Below are 22,395 nucleotides of genomic sequence, written 5' to 3'. Positions count from 1 at the left end.
AACGGGTTATGAACGTTTGGCCGAATCACTAGAAGCGCACATCTTTATTGCAATGATCATAGTAATGGGAAAATTTTGGTTGACTTAAATAACCTCTGAAAATAATATACATGAGATCAGGAATTCTGTAATTGCGGATTGCTGCTTTTTCATAAAAAAATAAAGCAGCCCGTTTCACCAGAAGTTGTTATACAGCGGTATTTTTAAGAATAAAAAAGTAAAGTAAATCCATAGCAGCGAAAACACAATATGCACCATTGTTTCAAACGATTTTCCTTTCCATAGTTCCGAGGAATAGCCAAAGAACTGGATCAGTAATCTGCAGGCCCAGAAAATTCCTATGCCCAGGGAGATGCTCTTACCCAACGGTGTGTTTATTAGTTCAGCTGATGAGCTGATGCAGAGCACCCCTGTTAATAAAAGCACCAGGGCTACAAAAAATGTATGCACCTGCATCATTTGCCGGTTTACCGGGCTGAGGAAATTCAAATCTTCCTTCCATCTGAAATATTTGGGGAAACTGGCGTGAATAACTGCCAGCAGGATCATTATGCTCCCTGCTATTTTAACCTGTAACTCCATTTTTTTTTAATTCAAAAACTTTTATAAACGGTGTCTGGTTCAACTCTTTAATAACCGGTAAACCTGCCTTTCGGAAAGTAGTGCGCCAGGCCCTGTAAGAGTGAAAATGTAAAAAACCAATGGTATAGGCCATGAAATTTTCAAAATTTCTTAAATGCTCCATGATATAAATATTGCCATCCGGTTTTAGCAGGCGTTTTAATTCTTTAAAGAAAAGAACCCGTTCTTTATTGTTTCTTATTTCATGTGCCGATAAGATCAGAAAAATTTTATCGGCGCTGCCGGTAGAAAAGTTGATGGAAGTTGTTTGTATGGTACGTGTTCCGGACAGTGGCGGGTACCGTTTTCTTGCCCGCTTTATAGAAACTTCGGTGTGCACCGCCGGGTCGTAAAAATCCATGATAGTTATTGTTGCTTTGGGAAACTTCTTTCTGAGCATAATACTGGTTTCATCAAGCCCTGCATGAATGTTAATAATATTGACCGCCTCGTCATCTTCCTGTATCCAGTTGAACGCATATAAAGGGTACCAGTCATAAATGTACCAGGAAAGGATAAGCGAGGTAAGGATGGCTAAAACGGCCGACAGGACCATGAAAAAAAGAATGCTCCTGAAGGGGGACTCCAGAAATGCAGTAAAAACTGCTGCTGTTATCATAAAAACAGCAGCAATGACATAAAAGTGCCAGTTGAAGCGGAGGATATTGCCAACGCCCCGGAAAGGCGTTCTTAAGGTGCCCATATTTCCTTTTTCCCTTTTTCCCACCGGTAAGGAATGTTTTGGATGATAAAAGCGTTTGCAAGCAGGGCATTTTTAAATGCCGGTTGTTCTAAAAAAGGAATCTGGTAGTTATCGATCTGCAATGGCTGGGGTGTCCAGTACTGTCGCACGCCTTTGATGATTAATACTTCTCTTTTCTCTTTATTATAACTGAAAGTGAACGGAAGCGGACCGGCATACCGCCGTGCCGTTTTCCAGTCGGGAAACGGAGATCCGGCCGGCAGCGACGTTTCTCCATCTGTTAAACCGGCCTGTAATAAAAAGCCGGATTGCCGGGAGACAACAGAAAAATGTTGGTTGCCGGCCCTGTAATCGATATCAGTGGTTGTATAGCTGTATTGTGTAAACAGGTTGCCTAATAATTCCATCCTCTTTTTGTTGGTTTCCGATTTGAGGATGTATAAGCCTCTTAACCGGTTTCCTTTGTTATTAATATATTTTACAAAAATGCGGTAGCCCAGCAGAAAAAAATCATGTCCCAGGAATGCCGGGAAGCCTGAAGGGCGAAGGTTTTTTGTTTGTACTATTGCAACGGCTAAAAAAGCCCATCGGTCGGCATATTCATCCAGTAACAGGCATTCCGGTATAAGCGGGGCCAGTTGCTCCCTGGGTAAAGCAAATGTAAGTACCATGGACCTTACAAAAAAAGCCGTTACCGGAAACGGATGATTTTTCAGGAAAGGAAGCATGTTCAGCTGGTTTTTTTGTTGAAGTAAAATTCAGACAAATAAATGGCCGTTACCAGTAGTAGTGCCGCAAAAGCGTTTCCATAACCCCACAAAAGCAGCTCCGGTGCCAGCAGAGCTTCCAGTGTGTTCATGAAAACAATAACAACTATCTGAACAATGGCGTTTAAGCGGGAGCGATGCCCGCTGAGGATCCAGAAGGCCATCGCTGTTTCACTGACGCCGATCAGAACAAGGATCGTGCGGCCATTTTCAATCCGTAGTATTTTCTCTGCAATCTGCTGATGCCTTGGCACTGCGTTTAGTACCTTGCAAAATAATCCGTTGATCAGCCATATAAGCGCTATAGCATATTTAAGTATTTTCTGCAATCGTGCATTGCTCATAAAGGAATGGGTTAATCAATGGTTCTATAATAGCCTTTGGAAGTGGCTTCAAATCCTATTTTGGGATAAAACAGACGTGCACCTTCCCGTTCGGGATTTATTCCGCAATTTAAAATAAGGGCCTTTGCATGAATGGCTTTGGCCCATTGTTCTGTGGAAGCGATCAATTTCTTACCGATCCCCGTTTGCCGGTAATTGCTGTTGACCACTAAAGCCTGTATGCGTACAAAACAGCCGTTCTTTTCCCAGCAAAATCCTTTTATCAATCCCGCATAGCCTGCGACCTCACCGTTTACAGCAGCCACAACGGTTCTGTAATCTTCCTTTCCGGACAGCCGGAGCATTCTTTGCTGCATTTCATCCACAGTAGTGGGATAGCCCAGCTGGTTCGTCAGCCCCGTAACAGCGTTCAGATCCTCTTCCCTGTAACCCCTTATGATAACTTCATTCATGATCGTACGGTTTATTATGAAGGTCGTGCTTTCTGCTTAAATATCCTGTTTTAGCAGGATCATATCTTTTAACGGGATACCGTTTTCAATAACCGGAGCAGGATAATTTTTAATAAAAAAATTCTTTCTGGTGTCATATGCTGTAAACCCGTTACGTTTATAAAAGCGTTGCTGGCCCAGGCTTCCATCACCGGTGCCAACGATCAATGTACGGATACCCTGCTCTTTTGCGATCTTTTTTATCTGCTCAATCAGGAAGGAACCAATGCCTTTACGCTGGCAGCGCCTTGCAACAGCCATGTTTTTTATTTCAAGGGGATCTGCGTCCGGCTGGTAAAGCGCGCATACCGCAATGACCTCATTGTTTTTATTCTTTAAAAGATAGACATCTGACCGGTATATGTATTTTTTAATAGCTTCTTTTGTTTCATCGGCCAGCAGCAATAGTCCAAAGGGGATCTCATCGGGTGTATGGATCTTTATAAAATGATACTGCTGCATTAGTGGTTGACGATGGATGTCAGGCGTTAATATGTGTTGCAAAGAAACAATAATTATTTTAGTTACTGCAGGTAAATTTACAGCTCAAAAAAATGATTTATGCAGGATTTTATTTTAAGCAATCATCTTTCTGTTCCGGTTATAGGCTTTGGCACCTGGCAGGTGCCAAAGGGGGAGCAAACGTTCAATGCCGTTTCCACTGCATTAAATAACGGTTACCGGCATATAGATACGGCCAGTGCCTATAATAATGAAAAGAGTGTTGGAGATGCTATTAAAGCCAGCGGCATTGACCGGAGAACCATTTTTCTTACCACAAAGCTGTGGAATAAAGACAGGGGCTATACGGCCACTCTAAACGCTTTTGAGCGGTCGCTGGAGCTGCTGCAGACCGATTACCTGGACTTATACCTGATCCATTGGCCAGCCAACAGCAAACAATTTGATAACTGGAAAGCGATCAATGCGGAAACCTGGAGGGCTTTTGAAGATCTGTACAGGCAGGGAAAGGTAAGAGCGATCGGGGTCTCTAATTTTATGGTAAAGCACCTGGAAGCCTTAAAAGAAACAGCTGCCCTGTTCCCTATGGTGAACCAGATCGAGTACCATCCCGGGTATACCCAGGATGAAGTGGTCAGCTATTGTAAAAGAGAACAGGTACTGGTGGAAGCATGGAGCCCGATCGGTTCCGGCCGTTTGCTGAATCATGAACTGTTAAGGAAGATCGCTGAAAAATATAAGACGAGCGTGGCGCAGCTTTGCATCAGGTTCTGTTTGCAGAATGAGATACTGCCGCTGCCCAAGTCAGTAACGCCGGCCTATATTAAAGCCAATCTGGATGTGGAAGGATTCACCATTGATGCATCAGATCTAAGCGCTATCCATGCAATAAAGAATGAAGGATGGTCGGGGCTGAATCCGGATCAGATCGGTTTTTAGGTATAAGGCCTGAAAGATACAGACAGTTTTTCTTTATGACAGATCTGGAATTTCGTTGATGTATGGGGGCTGCAGAAAAAGAATGTCTTTATACCATTTAGATTTAAATTGTACTAAGTGAAGGTATGTCAGGCTGAGGCAACCATAAAAGCATTGCCTTTAAGCTGATTGGGATGACAATTTTTTCAATCGTCATCCCGGGCGTAGCCCGCGATAGCGGGAGAAGCCGGGGGATCACTGTATTATCAGAGAGATTCCTCCGCTCCATCCGGCCGGAATGGCGTTCCTTATGTAGAGGCATCTTCAACAACTTACAACATTTGTTAGTAACAGCTTGACGAAGCCTTCCGTAAAAAGCGGATCGTAAGGAACAGGGCAGAAAAACTAAGACCGGCAATCAGCCCCAGCCAGATGCCCACACCGCCCATATGAAACCGGAAAGCCAGCAGGGATCCGATAGGAATGCCTAAGGCCCAGTAAGCAATTGCAATAAAGAGCGTAGGCACGTTTACATCTTTGATGCCTCTCAAAAGCCCGGCGCTGATGGCCTGTATGGAATCAGATATCTGGAAAATGGCGGCCATAAATAAGAGCGTAGCGGCAATGGAAAGCACCTCTGTATTATTATTGAAAAGCAGGGGAAGCTGTTTTCTTAGCAGGATGAACAGGAGGCAGCAGAATGACCCGTAGATCAATGCCAGCACAATGGTGCTTTTACCGATTACGGAAATGCGCTTCAGGTCTCTGGCGCCAAATGCCGTACTTACGCGTATAGACCCTGCCTGCGACAATCCCATCGACACCATAAAAGTGAAAGAGGCGCAGCTGAGAGCGATTTGGTGTGCCGCCTGTGTAGTGGCGTCAATGGTGCCCATTAAAATTCCTGAAACAGCAAAAGCACCGGCTTCCATTCCGATCTGCAGACTGCTGGGAATACCTATTTTCAATAATTGCCGTATAGTGCTCCACCGTAATTTCCATTGGTTCTTTGCCACCCTGATGTAGGGCCGGAAGATGCGGTGCCTGAGTATTACAATTGCCAGCACTATAAAAATAAGGGTGCGGGTTATGAGCGTGGCATAGCCCGCGCCGATCAGGCCGAATTCAGGAATACCGAAATGCCCGTATATGAAGATCCAGTTTAACAGGGCATTTAAAGGCACCGCGCTTACAGACAGCACCATTGCCGTTTTGGTATACTGCAGCCCGTCTGCAAATTGTTTCAGCGTCATAAACAGGATCATGGGAATAATAGACAGCCCCATTACCCGCATCAGCGGAATGGCATAAGCCACTACCTGCGGATCTTTCTGATCCAGGTGGTATAATATGTGTGTACCGCCTATTAAGGCGCCGGAAATAAGAACAGCCGTAAGGGTACAAAGAATAAAACCATTATACAGGTAATGCGATATCAGCTGCCGGTCGAACCGTCCATGTGCCAGGGATACCATTTGTGCCACAGAAATAGTAATTCCTATGCCCAGCACAAAAGGAATATTGATCACATTTAATACCAATGCTGCTGCGGCCAGTTCCCTGTATCCTAATGCGCCGATCATAGCCGTATCTACCAGGTGCAAAGAAATCTGGGCCAGCTCGCCCAAAATAATAGGAAACGCAAGGCGCAGGGTTCTTCCGGCTTCTGTTTTATAGTTCATGCGCGGCAAAATTAACATTCAGCAGGGAGGTATAAATTGAATCACAGCAATTTTTTATATTTTTAAAATAGTATTGGTATTATTTTTTTGTCAGTTTTGGTACAAATAACATCTTCGTTACCTGCCCGCTCGGCAGATGGGCGTTACTCTCTTAGCTGTAATGCAAAACCGGGCATACTTGTTGTTTGTATATAAAGATATTGTTCCTATACCTGGATAATGATGAATAAAGATCACAGATCAACAGACACGTTTAAAAGGACGCAGCTGCGCAGGCACAAAGCACTGGCAACAGGTTTGTTCCTGTTAATGATGGCGCTGTTTGTTGTTTGCGTGTACCTGTTGAAAACAAGGACAGACGCATGGATCGGTTATGTAAAGGCTTTTGCCGAGGCCGCAATGGTAGGCGCACTGGCAGACTGGTTTGCGGTAACCGCTTTGTTCCATCACCCGTTGGGGTTGCCCATACCGCATACCAATCTTATTGAGAATAAAAAGAAGGACATTGGCAATAACCTGGGCAATTTTGTAGTGGACAACTTTTTAAATGCAAAAACGCTGCGGCCTTATATAGACAAACTGCAGATCAGTTCTTTTATAGCGAACTGGCTCAGTAAGGAGACAAATATTGAGCTGCTGGTTACAGAAGCAGGGCATCTTTTAAAACAGATGGTGGAAAAGGCGGATGAAGCAATGGTGGTCAGCTTTATCACCAAAAAGTCGGGTGCATTGCTAAAGGATATTCAGTTTAACGAGATTGCAGCAAACGGGCTGACGCTGATAATTGACCGTGGAGATCATGCACGCCTGCTTGGTTTTCTGGTAAACAAGGTAAAAAATTACGTGATCGATAATGAGGCCCTGGTAAAACAAAAAGTAAAACAGGAAAGTCATTTTCTGATACCGGGCTTTGTTAATAATTATATTGCCTCCAAACTGACCGCCGGTATTGCAAAATATCTTGATGAAATTGAAAAAGACCCGGACCATAAGATCCGCAGGGATATTCATAAACAGTTATTGAATTTTGCAACTGCTTTAAAAACAAGCTCCCAATGGCAAAAAGAATTGCAGGAGCTGAAAGACCAGTTACTTTCAGAAGAAAAGCTGAAGGATTATGCAACATCCATCTGGAAAAGCGCGCAGACAAGCATTGTACGGGATCTTTCATCCGGTAATTCCGTTCTCCGGAACTATATCAGAAGATCCATAAAAGATCTTGAAGAAAGTCTGCAGCAGGACGCAGTATTGCGGGACCGGATTGACGGATGGATCCGCCGCAACGCCTATTCCTATATTCTGAGAAATACGGAACAGGCCGGCCGGCTCATCAGCAATACCGTAGGCAACTGGGAGGGCAAGGAGCTGAGCAATAAGCTGGAGCTGGAAGTGGGAAAGGACTTACAGTTTATCCGTATCAACGGTACCCTGGTTGGTGGCCTGGTAGGATTGCTGATCTACACATTAAGCCGGCTCTTATAACAGTAGCTCAAATGATCCTGTTATGGGTACAACCTGGATTCTTTTATACTTTTCTTAAATGATAGGCTTTCGGGTTTGTAAAAGCTCTTAAACCGGCGTGCGATAAAGTAGTGCCGAAACCTGAATGATTCCGTCCGCTCCAGGGCAATGCAGCGCTTACCCGGTCGCAGCAGTTCCAGTACCCGGTTCCGGCATTGATCTGGCGCAGGATATGCTCAGCCCTTGTACGGGAAGCGCTGTATACAGATGCAGTAAGGCCATACTCAGTGTCTTTCATCTGGGCAATGGCCTCTTCATCATTTTTTACTTTCATAATGCCGATGACGGGACCAAATGATTCTTCCCGCATTACCTGCATAGCCGCCGTAACATCAGTAAGAATGGTCGGCTGAAAATAGTAACCTTTTCCCTCGCCTCTTTTTCCACCGGTAAGCACCCGTGCTCCTTTTTGCACTGCATCCGCAACCTGGGCTTCTAAAACAGCAAGCTGCTCCTTGCGGGTAAGAGGCCCAAAGTAAACGCCTTCTGTGGTAGGCGCGCCGGTTTTCCAGGAGCTTACTTCTTTTACAAAAGCATCAACGTACTGCTCATACATGCTTTCGTGCACATAAATGCGCTCTACGGAACAGCAGCTTTGCCCGTTGTTGTAAAAAGCACCGTCTGCGGTAGCCGCTGCAACAGCTGTAATATCTGCCACATCATCTGTCACATACAATGGGTCCTTGCCGCCCAGTTCACATTGGCAGGGCACCATTTTGGCGGCCACCTGCTTATAGACATGCGCGCCTGTTTTATAACTGCCGGTAAAAAAATAACCATCAAAAGGCATTTCTAAAAGAAGCGCACCAATGCTGCCGGTGCCGATGGCTGTTAAGAAAAGATCTTTTTCCAGCCCGGCCTCCTTCCACAACCGTTCTATTTCCAGTCCGGTAAGTGATGCGTATTCTGAAGGTTTATATAAAACAGCATTACCGGCTAACAATGCGGGCACAAAAACATTTACACCTACTAAATACGGGTAATTCCAGGCAGAGATGTTGGCAATAACACCTAAAGGTTCATAGGCAATGCGCTCTTCAATGTCGGGTGTTTCCTGCATAATCTCATCGCTCAGGTATTTTGCAGCATTGTCTGCAAGCCAGTCAATACGGGCAGTAGCGCTATTGATCTCATTGCGCGACTGTGCCAGTGGTTTGCCTGTCTCGCTGGTCAGCACCTGCGATAGGGGCTCCCTGTTTACGGCTAACAGGTCCCTGAACTTTTTTACAACGGTTATGCGTTCCGCTAAAGGCCGGGCCTGCCAGGCAGGCTGCGCCATACTTAAACGATCCCGTTTTTTTTGAAGGGTTGCTTCATTGTCTTCAGTAAGCGTTGTGATCCGTTCTTCCGTAGTGGGGTTGATGACCTCCATTTTTATTGATTTTTTATTGCGTCCAAAAATTTTTTCCGGATCCCTTCCGAGGGGCGCGTATGCTGTAATCCAAAATGATACATGCGCTCCGGGTGCCACTGAACACAGAGCAGGAAAGGCTGGTGGGCGGTTGTTGTGCGCTCCATGGCTTCTGCAACACCATCTGCAGAGGTCGCGGTAATCTGTAACCCTTCACCTGTTGCGCCAATGGCCTGGTGATGGGCGCTGTTGACGGCGCAGTGCTCATTGCCGATCACCTGGTGCAGCAGGCTGCCGGAAACAATGGTAATGCCGTGCACTTTATCAAGATTATTTGCCACCCGGTGCACCTCGTTTTTTGTTCCCAGATCCTGTATCAATGTGCCCCCGTAAATACAATTGATCAGCTGCATGCCCCGGCAGATGCCCAGTACAGGAATGCCTCTTTGTTGTGTTTCCCGGAAAACAGCGGTTTCAAAAATATCCCGCTCCCTGTTAAAACGGCCGGGCGCATTGGCATATAGGGTTGCTCCGGAATAATATTCGGGCGACAGGTCCACACCACCGGAAAACACAATACCATCGCAGGAAGCCACTTCATCCAGGTTGCCGGCTTCTGCGGAAAGCGTAACCACCTCAATGGCATCGGATCCTTTGATCCAGTTACTGTAATTCGCGTGTTTCTGTTCTGACCCGGTATAAGTTAATCCGATCTTCATGATAAAGCTTCTAAATAAAGTTTACGGAAATCTTCTCTTGACACAGGTATGGGGTTATTGGGGTGCGCAAAATCAGCGATCGCAAGATCGGAGAGGGCCTCAATATGCGCTTCCGTTACCCCAATGGCGGATAATTGATGTGGGATGTGAATAGCGTAATTTAGATCAAAGAGGTAATTAACCACCGCATCCCCGCTGGTATCTTTTAATTCCAGTGCTTCCGCAATTTTTTTGAATTTAGCTTCCTGCCCCGGAAGGTTGAACCGCATTCCATAAGGCAGGTTTATGGCATTGGCCAGCCCGTGATGTGTGTCTAATAAGGAGGATAACGGGTGGGCCAGGGAATGCACTACACCCAATCCTTTCTGAAAGGCCACGGCCCCCATAAGAGAAGCGATCAGCATCCGGCTTCTTGATTCCACATCCGGGTGGTGGACGGCTTTTTCAATGGAGTGGCGGATCAGGGAAATGGCCTGTAACGCAATGCCATCGCACATGGGATGCTCCATATTGACCAGGTAGGCCTCTAAATTATGCGTTAACGCATCCATGCCCGTAGCTGCCGTAATGGCCGGTGGTATGTCCATTGTCAGCAGGGGATCGGCAAATACGATCTTTGCAAGCAGCCTGGGCGAGAACAATATTTTTTTCTGATGCGTTTCATCATCAGCAATGATGGCGCTGCGCCCTACTTCGCTGCCCGTGCCCGCAGTAGTAGGTATGGTAATAAAGTGCGGCACCTCATTGGTTACATAAATGTCTCCGCCGATCAGGTCATCGTATTTAAACAGATCCTCTCGGTGGTATACTCTTAGCACAATAGCGCGCGCCACATCCAGGGCAGCGCCCCCGCCAATACCAATAACAGCGTCCCTGCCGGTGGCATCATAGCGTTCTGTTCCTTTATAAACGTCAGACTTTACAGGGTTCTTGTGAATATTGTCAAACACTTCAACAGAAATACCGGCCGTCTGCAAATTTGCCAGGATCTTTCTAAAAAAATCCAGTTGCGCTACTACAGGGTCTGTTATGATCAGGGGTTGGTAAAGCCCGCTTTTCTTTAAATAGTCGCCCAGTTCATTACTGGCGCCTGCACCAAACCGGATGGTGGTGGGGAAATTATACTGGTAGATTTTGTCAAATGCCATATTCAAAAATAATATGAATGATTGCTTTGGAAGTGTTGCTGTTATCAGCTTCAACGGAACTCAAAATTGGTGAACTGCTGAAAGAAGCCCGGCACTGTAAAGGCGGTCTGTTCCGGGAAATGCAGGTATTGAAACAGGTACTCATCAGATGATCTCAAAATAACGTTTCATTTCCCAATCCGTTACTGCTTTTAAGTGTTGCTTCCATTCCCATTCGCGCGTGCTTACAAAATGGGCGGTGAATTTTTCGCCAAACAGCTCATTGGCAACAGTAGCGCTTTTCATGGCAGTGGTGGCCTGCTCCAGGGTACGGGGCAATACACCATAAGCCGTTTCAAGATACCCGTTGCCTGTAAGGGCCGGCTGCTGCAGCTTTAATTGATGCCTGATCCCGTAAAGGCCCGATGCTATGGCAGCGGCCATTGCCAGATAAGGATTTACATCGGCCCCGATGACCCTGGTTTCCAGCCGGCAGGCGGCAGGGCTTTGCTGCAGCACGCGCAGCGCTACGGTTCGGTTATCAATGCCCCAGGTAAGCGTGGTAGGTGCCCAGGCGCCTTCAACCAGCCGCTTATAACTGTTAATGGTGGGCGCAAACATCGGCAATATATAAGGCAGGCAGTAAAGCTGTCCCGCTATATACTGCCGGAATAGCTCGCTTATTTTTTGGTTGTCTTTTTCATTATAAAAAATATTCTTCCGGCGCGCTTTGTCCCAGAGGCTCTGGTGCACATGGCCACCACATCCAGGAAGCGTTTCATTCACCTTTGCCATAAATGTTGCCATAATACCGTTCCGGTAAGCAATCTCCTTTACGGCTGTTTTAAAAAGAGTGGCCCGGTCGGCAGCCGTTACCAGGTCTGCATATTCAATAGCCGCTTCATAAGTGCCCGGACCGGTTTCTGTATGGATGCCTTCCAGTGGAATATCAAATTTCCTCAGGTCTTCAAACAGGTCAGAAAAGAAACGGTTCTTTAAGGAGCTTCTTAAAATAGAATAGCCGAACATGCCGGGTGTTAGCGGAGTTAACTGCCTGTATTCTTTGTCGGCTGCGGTCTGCGGGGTTTCAGAAAAATTATACCATTCAAATTCCTGGGCAGCGCCTGGAACGTATCCCATCTCCAGGGCGTCATCCAGCACTTTTTTTAACAGTTGCCTGGGGCAAACACAGGCAGCTGTGCCGTCAGTGCTGATGATCTCCCCCAGAAAGAACGGCAGGTCATTTTCCCAGGGGATCTTTCTGAAGCTGGCCAGATCAATTTTTGCAGGGGCATCCGGGTAGCCGGTATGCCAGCCGGTGTACCCGCAGTTATCGTAAGCCACATCACCCGCATCCCAGCCAAAGATGACATCGCAAAAAGAAGTATCCTTTTCAGCAATGCCCAGGAACTTTTTTGCCGAGATGTATTTTCCCCGCAGGATGCCATCAATATCCGTGTACGCAATCTTTACTTTGCCGGATGAATGATTGGCTACATAGTGTAAAATTTCTTTGGTTGTCATTACGATCGTTTATGGAACAGGCGGAATAAGATATAACCTATAAGAAGAATGCCTAAATAGAGCCATGTTAACCGGAAATTGTAGATCATCATCGCGATAAAAGAAATGATAGCAAGGAGCAGTGCCATTAACGGGAAAGCCGGGTAAAACGGTGCCCTGAATGGCCGCGACAGCCCGGGCTCCTTTTGCCGCAGCCGGAGCAATGCGATCATCGAAATGATATACAGGGTAAGGGCGCCTAATACAGACAGGATAATGATCTCACTGGTTTTGCCGGTAAGCAGGGCAACAATGCCGATGATCATATTTGCCAGCAATGCATTAGAAGGCGTGCGGAACCTGCTGTTTACACGACCCAGCCACACGGGTGCAAAGCGGGCTCTTCCAAATTCAAATGTGGAGCGGCCGGCAGCTAAAATAATACCATGGAAGGAAGCGATCAGGCCAAACAGGCCCACGGTTACCAGCATATGGTATAAAAAATTATTTCCGGTTACAATATGTGATAAGGCCAGTGGCAAAGGGGAGTCGGAGGGGGCGCCTTCTTTGGTATAAACAACGGCTTCCCAGCCGGCAACGCCCACTGAACCGGCAAAAGTGAGAATGCAGAGCAGCACCAGGGTAAGGATAGCAGAACCGAAGCCTTTTAAAATGGTCTTTTGCGGATTTTTTGTTTCCTCGGCCACATTAGCAACGCCTTCTATGCCTAAAAAGAACCAGATGGCAAAGGGAATACTGGCAAAAATGCCCTGCCACCCGTTGGGAAGCGCATTCTTTTGCAGATGGGCTGCATCAAAGTGTGGCAGCGTAATACCGGCAAACAGCAACAGCTCCCCCACTGCCATTATGGTAATGATCAGCTCAAAAGTGGCTGCTGCTTTTACACCGGAAATATTGAGCGCGGTGAAAAGGATATAAGCTGTAACGGCAATAGATAAAATGGAAAACTGCGGGAAAAACAGGTTAAAATAGGCGCCTATGGCAAATGCAATAGCCGGAGGAGCAAATATAAATTCGATATTTTGCGCCATGCCCGCAAAAAAAGCCCAGTGCTTGCCCAGCGTACGGTCTGCATAATCAAAAGCTCCGCCGGCTTTGGGAATGGCACAGGCCAGCTCTGTATAGCTAAAAGTAAAGGTGATGTACATAAGAGTGATGAATAAGGTAGCCAGGCCCATGCCTAAAGTGCCTCCTTTTTCTAACCCCAGGTTCCAGCCAAAATACATACCGGAAATAACATAGCCCACTCCCAGGCCCCATAACATAGTTGCATTCAGCGACCGTTTTAACTGATTGGGATTGCCTGACATACTCTTTTTTGCTAATATAACTAAAGTAAAGCAGAAGTATGGATTTATAAGGCAGCTAATTTTTTATTAAGGCTTTTTTTAAACAGGTTTCTGTGTTTTATGTAGAGCCAGCGGAAAAAAATACTTTTTCAGATAAGGAGTACATAAAGATAGTTTCGTAAATTCACTAATTTACCGGCTGCAGTTGTAGAGCAGCTAAACGGGTTTTTAAAATGCAGCAGAGCGAAAAGTATATTGAAGTAATATTTAAGAACATAAGCGGGGAAACCGCTGAAAAAATAATCGCCTCTCTTGCTGAAGAGGCAGACGGGTTTGAGGAAGATGCAGATGGTTTGAAGGCCTTTTTCAGCAGCAGCACCATAACAACGGAAAAGCTGCATGACCTGATACAGCAACAGGCGCTTCCCTATGAGCTTCATGAACTGGAAGCGCAAAACTGGAACGCGGTATGGGAATCGAACTTTGAGCCCGTTGTGGTAGCAGATTTTGTAGCAGTGCGGGCTTCCTTTCATCCGGCGAATAAACAGGTGCAGCACGAGATCCTTATTAATCCCAAAATGAGCTTTGGTACCGGCCACCATGCTACTACATGGCTGATGCTGCAACAGATGCAGGCTATCAGTTTTAAAAATAAAAACGTTTTTGATTTTGGTACCGGTACCGGTATTTTAGCCATATTGGCAACGCAACTCGGAGCCGCCGGTGTACTGGCTACTGACCTGGACGAATGGAGCATTACCAATGCCAGGGAAAATTTTGACATCAATAACTGCCGGGAAATACGGCTGCTGCAATCTGACAGTGCAGGGCAGGGAGGTCATTTTGATGTGATCCTTGCCAATATTAATAAAAATGTGCTGCTGCCAGCGCTGCCCCGGTTAAAAGAACAACTCAATCCGGGCGGAATTTTATTGTTAAGCGGCATACTGGCGGAAGACGAGGAAGATATGGTGCGCTGTGCCGCGGAAGCAGGTTTAATTTTAACAAATAAAGTTTTGAAAAATAACTGGTTGTGTATCAGGCTTTCTGTATAGAAAGACCTGTTATCTGTCTGATTTTAATTAGGAAGCATTGATTTTTTATTATTAACTTTGTAGTTCATTTAGCCGGATATACATGAATTATGTACTTCTTTTTTTATTAGCGTATTGTTTGGGAAGTATACCTACTGCTGTATGGGTAAGCAGAGGTTTTTTCGGGATCGATATCAGGGATTACGGAAGCGGTAATGCAGGCGCCACCAACACATTCAGGGTGTTAGGGCCCAGATGGGGTTCCTTTGTAATGGTCTGTGATTCACTGAAAGGATTCCTGGCCGTAAAGCTGGCGTTGTTCCTGCCGGAATATGCCAGCAATGAAATTGCCTTTTTGAATATCCAGTTAATCTTTGGAATGGCGGCTGTATTGGGACATATCTTTCCGGTGTGGGCCAATTTCCGCGGAGGCAAAGGGGTTGCTACCCTGTTTGGGCTAATTATTGGTATAAGCCCGTGGACGGCTCTGGCCTGTTCCGGGGTTTTTTTACTGGTGTTGTACCTGACCCGGTTTGTTTCACTAAGCTCTATTCTTGCCAGCCTGGCTTTTCCGGTATTTATCCTGGTGATTTTTAATGTAGATAATCATTTTTACAGGGTTTTTGCCGTCGCGGTGGCTTTACTGGTTATCCTGACGCACCAGAAAAATATCGGCCGCATTATCCGCGGTGGGGAAAGCAAAGTGCCTATTTTTAAAAACAGGGACCGCAGAAAGCAGCGTCATAATAACGGGTAACATTTCCTGTATTCTTCTTTCTATACATCATTTATCAGATCCTGTTGCTCCCCTGGGGTGATTTTGGTATAATGATTGTTTAAATCAAAACAAAAATTGGTATAGCCATGATCAGAAATCTAATCCTTATGGTAACTGCTGCAGCAATACTTTACAGCTGCTCAACAAACGCCATCACTGGCAGGAGCCAGATGAAACTGTTGCCGGAGGCCGAGTTGCAGAAGATGGCCGTTACGGAATATCAGTCATTTCTTTCCAGTAATAAAGTGGTATCGGCTGCCGCCAATAACCGGGATGCAGAAATGGTAAACCGGGTGGGACAAAGGATCATTAACGCCGTAAACAGCTATTACAGGCAAAATAATCTGTCTAATGATCTGAGCGGGTATCAGTGGGAAACCCGTCTTGTGCAAAGCAACGAAGCAAATGCCTGGTGCATGCCGGGAGGAAAAATTGTGGTATATACCGGTCTTTTGCCCATTACCCAGAATGAGGCAGCGCTGGCCAATGTAATGGGGCATGAGGTAAGTCATGCCTTATTCGGGCATACCAATGAACGAATGAGCCAGACAATAGCTACGCAATACGGGGCAAATATCCTGGATGCTTTCATGGCCAATAAAACATCTTCAGGAATGCGTAACCTCTTTGGTGCTGCAGTAGGCGTAGGTTCACAGGTGGGCATTCTCGCTTTTTCCCGCAAGCAGGAACTGGAGGCAGATCACTATGGCATCATATGGGCAGCTATGGCAGGATACAATCCACAGGAAGCGATTGGGTTGTGGCAGCGGATGCAGGCAAAGGCCGGCAGCGGATCAACCCCGGAATTCCTCAGTACCCATCCGGGCCCGGAAAGAAGGATTGAGCAATTGCAAAAGTTCATGCCGGAAGCCATGAAATATTACCGACCTGTCGGAAAATAATTATTAAATATATATTTAATGTATTATTAGTTTATTTTGTTATAAGTAGGGGTTTAGTTTTAAAAGTGTTGGTCAACATTTCAATTTTGCGTACCTTTGCACTCTATTGTGTGAATCTTGTTTGCCAGATGTTGGATATAAGTTAGATTTTTTTTAATAAACCCCTTCAGAGTTCTTATGATTCAAACAGTGTTCGAAAAATTACAGTACGCAGAAGAAAAAAATCTCTTAATTCAAGGACTTCCGTCTTCAATCGAAAAACAATTCAGTAAATTATCATTTGCCAAAAACATGACTCCTTTACTCCGGTCAAGGAAGCTGGATTTTGCATTGGTTTTTGCCGTGAATGAAAGCCAGTTGAATGGTATTTTGAATGACGTGATGCCTTCATTGAAAGAGAACACTAAATTCTGGGTAGCGCATCCGAAGTCTACCTCAAAAATCGTTACCGATTTGAACAGGGAGCGTAGCTGGTGCCGACTTACCGATCAAGGGTACACTGGAAAGGATAGTGTGGAGCTGGATCATGTGTGGACAGCAACCCGATTTGAAAAGTGTTGTGAAAATGAGCGCAGCGCTGCGGCGTCTGCAAAGGGAAAGAGAAGGGCAGAGTTAGTGTAAGTTTTATTGTAGCCTGTCGGCCAGACAGGTTTTTCAGAATTGAGCCCCGTACCGGTCAGCGGCACGGGGTTTTTGTTGGGTGAATAATTTAAAAACTATTTTGAAAAATGATCCCGGGCGCGCTCATTTTTATAATTGGCATTTTACTGTTTTATCTGTGCATAAAAGCCTACCGGAAATCACGGAAAGTATCCTTTCCTGATGTTCCTCCCATGCAGCAGACCCTTGAAGCAGTACTGGAAAAGCGGGTTGATTTTTATAAAGAGTTAAAGGAACAGGATCAGTCGGATTTTGCGGAACGGGTGCACCAGTTCCTGGAGCGTATTAAAATCACTCCTGTGAAAGGTGCTGGTGTAACCGATGAAGACCGGGTATTGATTGGCGCAGCAGCTGTTATTCCTTTGTTCAGGTACCGTAACTGGTTTTACAACAACCTTAACGAAGTGCTGGTATACCCGGATGCGTTCAGTAAAGACTATGAGCTGGAAAAAGGTGATCGTTCGATCTCCGGAATGGTAGGCAACGGGCCGCTGCACCGGACAATGATCCTGTCGCTCCCTTATCTGCGTTCTGGGTTTTCCCGTAATTCCGGCTCCAACACGGCCATCCATGAATTTGCTCACCTGCTGGATCAGTCAGATGGAGCAACAGACGGCGTTCCGGAGCTGATCCTGCAGGATCAGAATATAAAACCCTGGGTACAGTATATGCACCGGTACATACAGGACATCCGTAAAGGAAAAATGAATGACATCAACCCTTACGGGGCCACTAATGAAGCTGAGTTCTTTGCCGTAATGACGGAATATTTTTTTCAGAAACCGGAAAAGCTGAAAGAGCAACACCCGGAGCTTTATATGATACTTGATGAAGCCTTCGGGAATAAAGAAAAGCCAGACGTTGAGCAGTGAGTTGTCAATCTTCAGTCATCAGTTGTCAGATATCAGGCATCAAAACAAATCATCGACCATAAACTACCAATCATCAGTTATCAGATGATGTTGGTAAAGCTACTGCGGAGCAGCCAGAACAAGTGTCCAGTAATAGTCGGAAACGGCAGCTCCTATTTCACTGACGCTGGCGCTCATAATATTTCTGCAATGCCCGGGGCTTTGGATCCACGCCTGTACCACATCCGGGGTGGTGCGCTGTCCCATGGCAATGTTTTCAGCCACATAGCTCCACCGGTAGCCGGCATTGCTGACCCGTTTTTGGAGCGTAGCCCCATTAGCGCCCGTATGCTTCAATTGACCGGTTCGTTGCATATAGCGGCTCTGGGTAACCGCAACGTTTTCTAAATGATTATTCCATTTTACAGGGGGCACCGGTGGATACCTGCTGCCGCCGCAGTTACAGCCACGGGCCCGGACGGCATTTATTTCTTTTAAAAGCTCCTTTGGGCTCAGTTGTGCTTCGTCTCCGGAAGATTGGGCTGCGGTTCTTGAAGAAGCGCAGGAAGCAATGCCGCTGATCACAAAGAGGAGTAAGAATGGCTGAAGCAGGAAACGGAACATAATCAGGAATTAGGTGGATTTTAAAAATGGTTCAAACTCTGTGCCAGACCGGTGCTTTTGGGCGTTCATAGTCCATAGTCGATAGAGCATGGTTGGTCAATAGTTGCAGCAACCTGGCTGCAAATTTATAGGGAGCAGTTGCCTGTGCTTCTTTATGCTGAGGAATAACAAAGAACGGCTCAATGGGCAAAATCCACTTCGTATTTCCCTTTGATGCGTTCCATCGGTGGGTTATAGTACCCGTATTTTAAATGGGGAAATTCATCTTTTATCAGCTCCATTAATTGTTTTACGCCCATGCATTCACCGGTATCGCCTACATTTATTTTACCCAGGTACCAGTCCGGGTCAATATTAAAATTGCGCCACTGGATCATTTTAAGATGGGTGGTTTTGATCAGTTTCCGTAAGGCTTCATACTCGGCTATGCTGTCGGTCATTCCGGGAAAAACAAAATAATTAATGGAGGTCCACCCGCCAAAGCCGTCCACTACTTTCAGGCTTTCCACAATGTCCTCAAACTGGTAGTTGTTCGGGCGGTAATAAGGCATATAGATCTCGCTCCGCGCGCTGTTGGTGCTTACGCGGATAGAATTTAAGCCCGCCTTACATAAGCGTTTCACCGCATCGGGGCGGGAACCGTTGGTATTGATGTTGATGCTGCCTTTTGAGGTGTGCTTGCGGATCTCAATGATCGCTCTTTCCAGTGTTTCCCACATCAGCAGGGGCTCTCCTTCACATCCCTGTCCGAAGCTGACCAGGGGGTAAGGCGCTGTTTCCAGGTGGGGAACGGTAAATTCCACAATTTCTTCAACGGTGGGCTTAAAGCTCAGCCGGTCCTGTGTAGATACAATGGTTTCTTCATCCGGTTGCAGGGAAATGCAGCCCACGCAATTGGCGTTGCAGGCCGGTGAAGCGGGCACGGGGCATTCCCAGCGGCCAATAAAATAATTTCTTGCGGCCGGGCAATGGTAGGTGAGTGCGCAGTTATTGGCCAGGTGGTGCACCAGGCGGTTATGCGGGTAAGCTTTGGTAAGGTGTTCCACACCCAGCTGCACTTTTTCTGCATCAAAACCGGCGCATTCCTGGCGAATGTCCTGCTCAATACGAATAGCAGGTACATAGAACCTTCCATTCCGCCAGCCTGCTGCCGTGTAGCAAAAGAGCGGGAGGGTAGGTGCCCCGGGTTTTGTTTCAAAAGCAGAAATATAAAACCCGGTATGGGCAGGCGGAATGAAGGCAGCAACGGCCCAGCCTTTTTCGCAAAGGCGCAGCTCACCCGTCTGCACATCCATTCCTATGCCGATTCTGTCAGGTAATTCATAAAGAGAGCCACCTTCCGGTAATTCGATCCAGTCTTCAACAGGAACCGGCAATGCGTCCCAGCCGCTGCGGCCGATCGCATAAAGACTTTCGTCTTCAAAAATATTCCCCTTGCCATCGGAATACAAAAGATAGGGCGATGTTGCTAAACTCATTGCTGATTTGAAGTTTGATATTTAATATTGTTCCTGGGGTGAATACAAACGCACGCCTGAAGGCTGACTACTGATACCGGTAGCTACCGGAATTAAAAACTGATTACTGATAACCCGGAACTGACCGCTTCAATCTCAATTCTCAATTCTCAATTCCCGGTTTCCCTCCAGCTGCCTTTTACAAAATTCGTTAAATTCTTCCTCATCAACCACCTGATCTGTATATTTTACAAAATGCTGGTAGATTTTATTATTTTTTAAATCGATGGTAAGAATGTCATCTTTTAAAATAAGGTTACTGATCCGGTTCCAGCCGATCTTTTTTACAGGGAAAGAAGGATAACGTACCGTTTCCTTTGAAACAGCTATTATCAAGCGTCGGCGGGCTACCAGGTACAGGAACCATAACAGCATGTTGATAACAAATCCCCAGCCCATAGTATATTGATACCACCGGGAGCCGATGATTAAAATGATAATGCCCAGGGATTGCAGGGTGTTTTTTTTACGCAGCAGGTACACATCCCATAAAATGAGCAGCACAAAGAGCGTAAGATATACAGGAATGCTGACCTTTAGATTAGAGCTGTTGTACCGGTAGTCTATAAACAACTGGCCCAGCATATTCAACAGAATGATGCAATAGGCAAATACCTGGTACATCAGTACACGGGCGTTGGGTACTTCAAACTGGTACACCTCCCCGGTTTTTACTGCAGGATCATTATTTTGCGGACGATGGTTCAATAAGCGGGGTTATGACAGATTCCAGGGGGAATTATTTTTATTAATTGCTGCCGGCCAGCAGGTTGCAGAGCTTATAAAGTGCACGGGCACCTACATTGGCATTCCAGTCGGTTTCTCCGATGCCTATTTCCACCAGGTCAAAACCAATTAGTTCACGCCCGCTTTCCACTATTTTTTTGAAAAGGAAAAAGACCCGGTCCAGCTCAAAGCCTCCCGGAACGGGTGTTCCGGTATCCGGGCACAGCTTGGGATCCAATCCGTCAATATCAAAGCTGATATGTACCTTTTTGGGCAGCTTGCTGACTATTTCCTCTGCAATATTTTTAAAAGTATCTCCACCGTACTGGCGTTCTTTTATTTCTTTGTCAAAATAGGTAATAACGCGGTAGTCACTGTTCTTAATATATTCCCATTCATCTTCTCCAAAATCCCTTACGCCCACCTGCACCAGGTTTTTGATTTCGGGAACCTCATTGAGGGCATTGTACATAATGCTGGCGTGGGAATATACAAGACCTCCATAAGCCTTGCGCAGATCGCAGTGTGCATCGATCTGTAAGATTCCGAATGCACCATGCTTTTCTGCCTGGGCCTTGTATAACCCCAACGGGGTACTGTGGTCACCTCCTAAAAGGCAAACCAGCTTGTTCTGGTTATAGTAGCCTTTGGCCTGTTCGTATACCCAGTTGTTCAGATAGGCGCCTCCTTCATTTACCTCTTTTATGGTACGGCACATGAACTGGTTCTTCAGCAACTCTTCGCCTTTGGAAATGTAGTCGATATAGAGCTCGGCTTCCTTGCGCAGAAAATCACTTTTCAGTAAAATAGTTCTGTCAGTTGGCTGCAGGTAGTAGCCTCTTTTCCAGGCATCCGGAAAATCCGGGTCATAAAGATCTACCTGCATACTGGCTTTCAGTACGTTTTCCGGGGCTCTTGCTGTTCCGGCCCTGTAACTTACCGTAACTTCCCAGGGCACATTAATAATTATAAGATCTGCATTTTCTTCAGTACTGGGTAAACCAAAAACATTATTGTTAGGATTGGAGACCCCGTTCTGATCAAAATTGGTTAAATCTAACATTTATGACTCCTTAATTTTGGAAGGCGCAAAGGTAGGTTCTTTTTACGGCATCATACAATAATTAACGTTTGTTGTACGGGTTCATTGAGATTTGGTACTTGAGCAATAAGACTTCAGAAATTAATGCCGTCTCAATGCTGAAACCCCAGAACTGTATTCCGCCAGCTATTTCAGCTTGTCTTTAAACACTTTACGGAATTTGTCTACTTTTGGCCGGATCACCATGGTGCAGTAAGGGTTTTTATTTTCATTATTGTTAAAATAATTCTGATGATAATCTTCCGCTTTATAAAAGACCGTAAACGGCTTTATTTCCGTAACAACCGGGTTGTCAAAAGCACCGCTTTTATCCAGTTCCGCCTTATAATATTCTGCCTTTTCCTTTTGTTCCGCATTATGGTAATAAATACCACTGCGATATTGCGTTCCCACATCTGCGCCCTGGCGGTTCAGGGTTGTGGGATCATGCGTTTTCCAGAAAATTTCCAGTAATTCATCAAAAGAAATAACGGACGGGTCATAAACGATCTGTAATGCTTCTGCAAAACCGGTGGTACCGGTGCAAACCTGTTCATAGGTTGGGTTTTTAGTATGGCCATCCGTATAGCCGCTTGTAACGGACTGCACACCTTTCACATCCTGGAAAATGGCTTCGGTGCACCAAAAACACCCGTTGGCAAATGTAGCTGTATCTGTTTGCTGACTCATAGTGGACTGTTTT

Annotated in this window: 25 protein-coding genes; 8 read left to right on the top strand and 17 right to left on the bottom strand. The window is 45.9% G+C overall.

Annotated elements, in window-relative coordinates:
* Positions 1-174: 174 nt before the first annotated feature.
* Genes A8C56_RS14090 through A8C56_RS14065 form a run of 6 tightly spaced genes read right to left on the bottom strand, consistent with a single transcriptional unit; the run spans position 175 to position 3,430 of the window.
* Positions 175-582: a hypothetical protein gene (locus A8C56_RS14090; protein WP_067757227.1), complete on the bottom strand. Its 408-nt coding sequence runs from the start codon at positions 580-582 to the stop codon at positions 175-177.
* Complete coding sequence (locus tag A8C56_RS14085; protein WP_218917188.1) at positions 566-1,348, bottom strand: class I SAM-dependent methyltransferase; 783 nt, start codon at positions 1,346-1,348, stop codon at positions 566-568. Before A8C56_RS14085 ends, A8C56_RS14090 begins: the two co-directional genes overlap by 17 nt.
* Positions 1,312-2,052, bottom strand: a complete 741-nt coding sequence (locus A8C56_RS14080) for a DUF2071 domain-containing protein (protein ID WP_067757221.1) — start codon at positions 2,050-2,052, stop codon at positions 1,312-1,314. The genes A8C56_RS14085 and A8C56_RS14080 overlap by 37 nt, the downstream gene beginning before the upstream one ends.
* Before the next feature lie 2 nt (positions 2,053-2,054).
* A complete protein-coding gene (locus tag A8C56_RS14075) occupies positions 2,055-2,435 on the bottom strand; it encodes a DoxX-like family protein (RefSeq protein ID WP_067757219.1) in 381 nt (126 codons plus the stop codon).
* Between the two features lie 11 nt (positions 2,436-2,446).
* A complete protein-coding gene (locus A8C56_RS14070) occupies positions 2,447-2,887 on the bottom strand; it encodes a GNAT family N-acetyltransferase (RefSeq protein ID WP_084490215.1) in 441 nt (146 codons plus the stop codon).
* 36 nt (positions 2,888-2,923) lie between these two features.
* A complete protein-coding gene (locus A8C56_RS14065; RefSeq protein WP_218917187.1) occupies positions 2,924-3,430 on the bottom strand; it encodes a GNAT family N-acetyltransferase in 507 nt (168 codons plus the stop codon).
* A 57-nt stretch (positions 3,431-3,487) separates the two neighbouring features.
* Here A8C56_RS14065 and A8C56_RS14060 point away from each other — a divergent pair, with 57 nt between their 5' ends.
* The gene (locus tag A8C56_RS14060; protein WP_067757214.1) at positions 3,488-4,327 is read left to right on the top strand and encodes an aldo/keto reductase; all 840 of its coding nucleotides are present in this window, start codon (positions 3,488-3,490) and stop codon (positions 4,325-4,327) included.
* Positions 4,328-4,650: 323 nt separating this feature from the next.
* Here A8C56_RS14060 and A8C56_RS14055 read toward each other — a convergent pair whose 3' ends face one another.
* Positions 4,651-5,988, bottom strand: a complete 1,338-nt coding sequence (locus A8C56_RS14055; protein WP_067762046.1) for an MATE family efflux transporter — start codon at positions 5,986-5,988, stop codon at positions 4,651-4,653.
* 219 nt (positions 5,989-6,207) lie between these two features.
* Between A8C56_RS14055 and A8C56_RS14050 the strand changes: the two genes are divergently transcribed.
* The gene (locus A8C56_RS14050; protein ID WP_245645481.1) at positions 6,208-7,470 is read left to right on the top strand and encodes a DUF445 domain-containing protein; all 1,263 of its coding nucleotides are present in this window, start codon (positions 6,208-6,210) and stop codon (positions 7,468-7,470) included.
* A gap of 43 nt (positions 7,471-7,513) precedes the next feature.
* On the opposite strand, the gene A8C56_RS14045 is transcribed toward A8C56_RS14050, so the two are convergent.
* Genes A8C56_RS14045 through A8C56_RS14035 form a run of 3 tightly spaced genes read right to left on the bottom strand, consistent with a single transcriptional unit; the run spans position 7,514 to position 10,727 of the window.
* Positions 7,514-8,881, bottom strand: a complete 1,368-nt coding sequence (locus A8C56_RS14045; RefSeq protein WP_067757208.1) for an aldehyde dehydrogenase family protein — start codon at positions 8,879-8,881, stop codon at positions 7,514-7,516.
* Positions 8,882-8,883: 2 nt separating this feature from the next.
* On the bottom strand, positions 8,884-9,579 hold the full coding sequence (locus tag A8C56_RS14040) for a gamma-glutamyl-gamma-aminobutyrate hydrolase family protein (protein ID WP_067757206.1): 696 nt from the start codon (positions 9,577-9,579) through the stop codon (positions 8,884-8,886).
* Complete coding sequence (locus A8C56_RS14035; RefSeq protein ID WP_067762044.1) at positions 9,576-10,727, bottom strand: iron-containing alcohol dehydrogenase; 1,152 nt, start codon at positions 10,725-10,727, stop codon at positions 9,576-9,578. The genes A8C56_RS14040 and A8C56_RS14035 overlap by 4 nt, the downstream gene beginning before the upstream one ends.
* 17 nt (positions 10,728-10,744) lie before the next feature.
* Between A8C56_RS14035 and A8C56_RS25300 the strand changes: the two genes are divergently transcribed.
* Complete coding sequence (locus tag A8C56_RS25300) at positions 10,745-10,879, top strand: hypothetical protein (protein WP_262492414.1); 135 nt, start codon at positions 10,745-10,747, stop codon at positions 10,877-10,879.
* Here A8C56_RS25300 and A8C56_RS14030 read toward each other — a convergent pair.
* Both A8C56_RS14030 and eat read right to left on the bottom strand, forming a co-directional pair.
* Positions 10,872-12,230 (bottom strand): glutamine synthetase family protein, encoded by a 1,359-nt coding sequence (locus A8C56_RS14030; RefSeq protein ID WP_067757204.1) that lies wholly within the window; start codon positions 12,228-12,230, stop codon positions 10,872-10,874. The two genes, A8C56_RS25300 and A8C56_RS14030, sit on opposite strands and share 8 nt — an antisense overlap.
* Positions 12,230-13,540, bottom strand: coding sequence for an ethanolamine permease (gene eat / locus A8C56_RS14025; protein WP_071609341.1), 1,311 nt, complete (start codon positions 13,538-13,540; stop codon positions 12,230-12,232). Before eat ends, A8C56_RS14030 begins: the two co-directional genes overlap by 1 nt.
* Positions 13,541-13,752: 212 nt before the next feature.
* Here eat and prmA point away from each other — a divergent pair, with 212 nt between their 5' ends.
* From prmA to A8C56_RS14000, 5 genes are all read left to right on the top strand, one after another.
* Positions 13,753-14,574: a 50S ribosomal protein L11 methyltransferase gene (gene prmA / locus A8C56_RS14020; RefSeq protein WP_067757201.1), complete on the top strand. Its 822-nt coding sequence runs from the start codon at positions 13,753-13,755 to the stop codon at positions 14,572-14,574.
* A gap of 82 nt (positions 14,575-14,656) precedes the next feature.
* Positions 14,657-15,310 (top strand): glycerol-3-phosphate 1-O-acyltransferase PlsY, encoded by a 654-nt coding sequence (gene plsY / locus A8C56_RS14015; RefSeq protein WP_067757198.1) that lies wholly within the window; start codon positions 14,657-14,659, stop codon positions 15,308-15,310.
* 107 nt (positions 15,311-15,417) lie between these two features.
* Complete coding sequence (locus A8C56_RS14010; RefSeq protein WP_067757195.1) at positions 15,418-16,233, top strand: M48 family metallopeptidase; 816 nt, start codon at positions 15,418-15,420, stop codon at positions 16,231-16,233.
* A 291-nt stretch (positions 16,234-16,524) separates the two neighbouring features.
* Positions 16,525-16,854 carry a hypothetical protein gene (locus tag A8C56_RS14005; RefSeq protein ID WP_245645479.1) on the top strand — a complete coding sequence of 110 codons (330 nt, stop codon included), beginning with the start codon at positions 16,525-16,527 and terminating at the stop codon, positions 16,852-16,854.
* A 107-nt stretch (positions 16,855-16,961) separates the two neighbouring features.
* The gene (locus A8C56_RS14000; RefSeq protein ID WP_067757189.1) at positions 16,962-17,765 is read left to right on the top strand and encodes a M90 family metallopeptidase; all 804 of its coding nucleotides are present in this window, start codon (positions 16,962-16,964) and stop codon (positions 17,763-17,765) included.
* Positions 17,766-17,864: 99 nt separating this feature from the next.
* Here A8C56_RS14000 and A8C56_RS13995 read toward each other — a convergent pair whose 3' ends face one another.
* The 5 genes from A8C56_RS13995 to msrA all read right to left on the bottom strand — a co-directional run bounded on the left by A8C56_RS13995 (position 17,865) and on the right by msrA (position 22,382).
* Positions 17,865-18,368 carry a CAP domain-containing protein gene (locus A8C56_RS13995; protein ID WP_067757187.1) on the bottom strand — a complete coding sequence of 168 codons (504 nt, stop codon included), beginning with the start codon at positions 18,366-18,368 and terminating at the stop codon, positions 17,865-17,867.
* 179 nt (positions 18,369-18,547) lie between these two features.
* Complete coding sequence (locus tag A8C56_RS13990) at positions 18,548-19,846, bottom strand: radical SAM protein (RefSeq protein ID WP_067757184.1); 1,299 nt, start codon at positions 19,844-19,846, stop codon at positions 18,548-18,550.
* A gap of 135 nt (positions 19,847-19,981) precedes the next feature.
* On the bottom strand, positions 19,982-20,593 hold the full coding sequence (locus tag A8C56_RS13985) for a hypothetical protein (protein ID WP_067757180.1): 612 nt from the start codon (positions 20,591-20,593) through the stop codon (positions 19,982-19,984).
* A 40-nt stretch (positions 20,594-20,633) separates the two neighbouring features.
* Positions 20,634-21,674, bottom strand: coding sequence for an agmatinase family protein (locus A8C56_RS13980; protein ID WP_067757177.1), 1,041 nt, complete (start codon positions 21,672-21,674; stop codon positions 20,634-20,636).
* Positions 21,675-21,839: 165 nt separating this feature from the next.
* Entirely contained in the window at positions 21,840-22,382 is a 543-nt protein-coding gene (gene msrA / locus A8C56_RS13975) for a peptide-methionine (S)-S-oxide reductase MsrA (RefSeq protein ID WP_179946942.1), read from the bottom strand.
* Between the last annotated feature and the right edge of the window lie 13 nt (positions 22,383-22,395).

Origin of the sequence: Niabella ginsenosidivorans (assembly GCF_001654455.1) — a bacterium.
GTDB lineage: Bacteria > Bacteroidota > Bacteroidia > Chitinophagales > Chitinophagaceae > Niabella > Niabella ginsenosidivorans.
Note: the sequence above shows the minus strand (reverse complement) of the source record. Positions and strands in the feature narration are given on the sequence as shown.

Excerpts from the sequence above, each read along its gene's own strand:
- A8C56_RS14000 (WP_067757189.1), top strand. The coding sequence starts at position 16,962 with ATGATCCCGGGCGCGCTCATTTTTATAATTGGCATTTTACTGTTTTAT.
- A8C56_RS13980 (WP_067757177.1), bottom strand. The coding sequence starts at position 21,674 with ATGTTAGATTTAACCAATTTTGATCAGAACGGGGTCTCCAATCCTAAC.
- A8C56_RS25300 (WP_262492414.1), top strand. The coding sequence starts at position 10,745 with ATGATTGCTTTGGAAGTGTTGCTGTTATCAGCTTCAACGGAACTCAAA.
- A8C56_RS13990 (WP_067757184.1), bottom strand. The coding sequence starts at position 19,846 with ATGAGTTTAGCAACATCGCCCTATCTTTTGTATTCCGATGGCAAGGGG.
- A8C56_RS14080 (WP_067757221.1), bottom strand. The coding sequence starts at position 2,052 with ATGCTTCCTTTCCTGAAAAATCATCCGTTTCCGGTAACGGCTTTTTTT.
- eat (WP_071609341.1), bottom strand. The coding sequence starts at position 13,540 with ATGTCAGGCAATCCCAATCAGTTAAAACGGTCGCTGAATGCAACTATG.
- A8C56_RS14090 (WP_067757227.1), bottom strand. The coding sequence starts at position 582 with ATGGAGTTACAGGTTAAAATAGCAGGGAGCATAATGATCCTGCTGGCA.
- prmA (WP_067757201.1), top strand. The coding sequence starts at position 13,753 with ATGCAGCAGAGCGAAAAGTATATTGAAGTAATATTTAAGAACATAAGC.
- A8C56_RS14050 (WP_245645481.1), top strand. The coding sequence starts at position 6,208 with ATGATGAATAAAGATCACAGATCAACAGACACGTTTAAAAGGACGCAG.
- A8C56_RS14005 (WP_245645479.1), top strand. The coding sequence starts at position 16,525 with ATGACTCCTTTACTCCGGTCAAGGAAGCTGGATTTTGCATTGGTTTTT.
- A8C56_RS13995 (WP_067757187.1), bottom strand. The coding sequence starts at position 18,368 with ATGTTCCGTTTCCTGCTTCAGCCATTCTTACTCCTCTTTGTGATCAGC.
- A8C56_RS14070 (WP_084490215.1), bottom strand. The coding sequence starts at position 2,887 with ATGAATGAAGTTATCATAAGGGGTTACAGGGAAGAGGATCTGAACGCT.
- msrA (WP_179946942.1), bottom strand. The coding sequence starts at position 22,382 with ATGAGTCAGCAAACAGATACAGCTACATTTGCCAACGGGTGTTTTTGG.
- A8C56_RS14055 (WP_067762046.1), bottom strand. The coding sequence starts at position 5,988 with ATGAACTATAAAACAGAAGCCGGAAGAACCCTGCGCCTTGCGTTTCCT.
- A8C56_RS14040 (WP_067757206.1), bottom strand. The coding sequence starts at position 9,579 with ATGAAGATCGGATTAACTTATACCGGGTCAGAACAGAAACACGCGAAT.
- A8C56_RS14030 (WP_067757204.1), bottom strand. The coding sequence starts at position 12,230 with ATGACAACCAAAGAAATTTTACACTATGTAGCCAATCATTCATCCGGC.
- A8C56_RS14060 (WP_067757214.1), top strand. The coding sequence starts at position 3,488 with ATGCAGGATTTTATTTTAAGCAATCATCTTTCTGTTCCGGTTATAGGC.
- A8C56_RS14010 (WP_067757195.1), top strand. The coding sequence starts at position 15,418 with ATGATCAGAAATCTAATCCTTATGGTAACTGCTGCAGCAATACTTTAC.
- A8C56_RS14035 (WP_067762044.1), bottom strand. The coding sequence starts at position 10,727 with ATGGCATTTGACAAAATCTACCAGTATAATTTCCCCACCACCATCCGG.
- A8C56_RS14075 (WP_067757219.1), bottom strand. The coding sequence starts at position 2,435 with ATGAGCAATGCACGATTGCAGAAAATACTTAAATATGCTATAGCGCTT.
- plsY (WP_067757198.1), top strand. The coding sequence starts at position 14,657 with ATGAATTATGTACTTCTTTTTTTATTAGCGTATTGTTTGGGAAGTATA.
- A8C56_RS14045 (WP_067757208.1), bottom strand. The coding sequence starts at position 8,881 with ATGGAGGTCATCAACCCCACTACGGAAGAACGGATCACAACGCTTACT.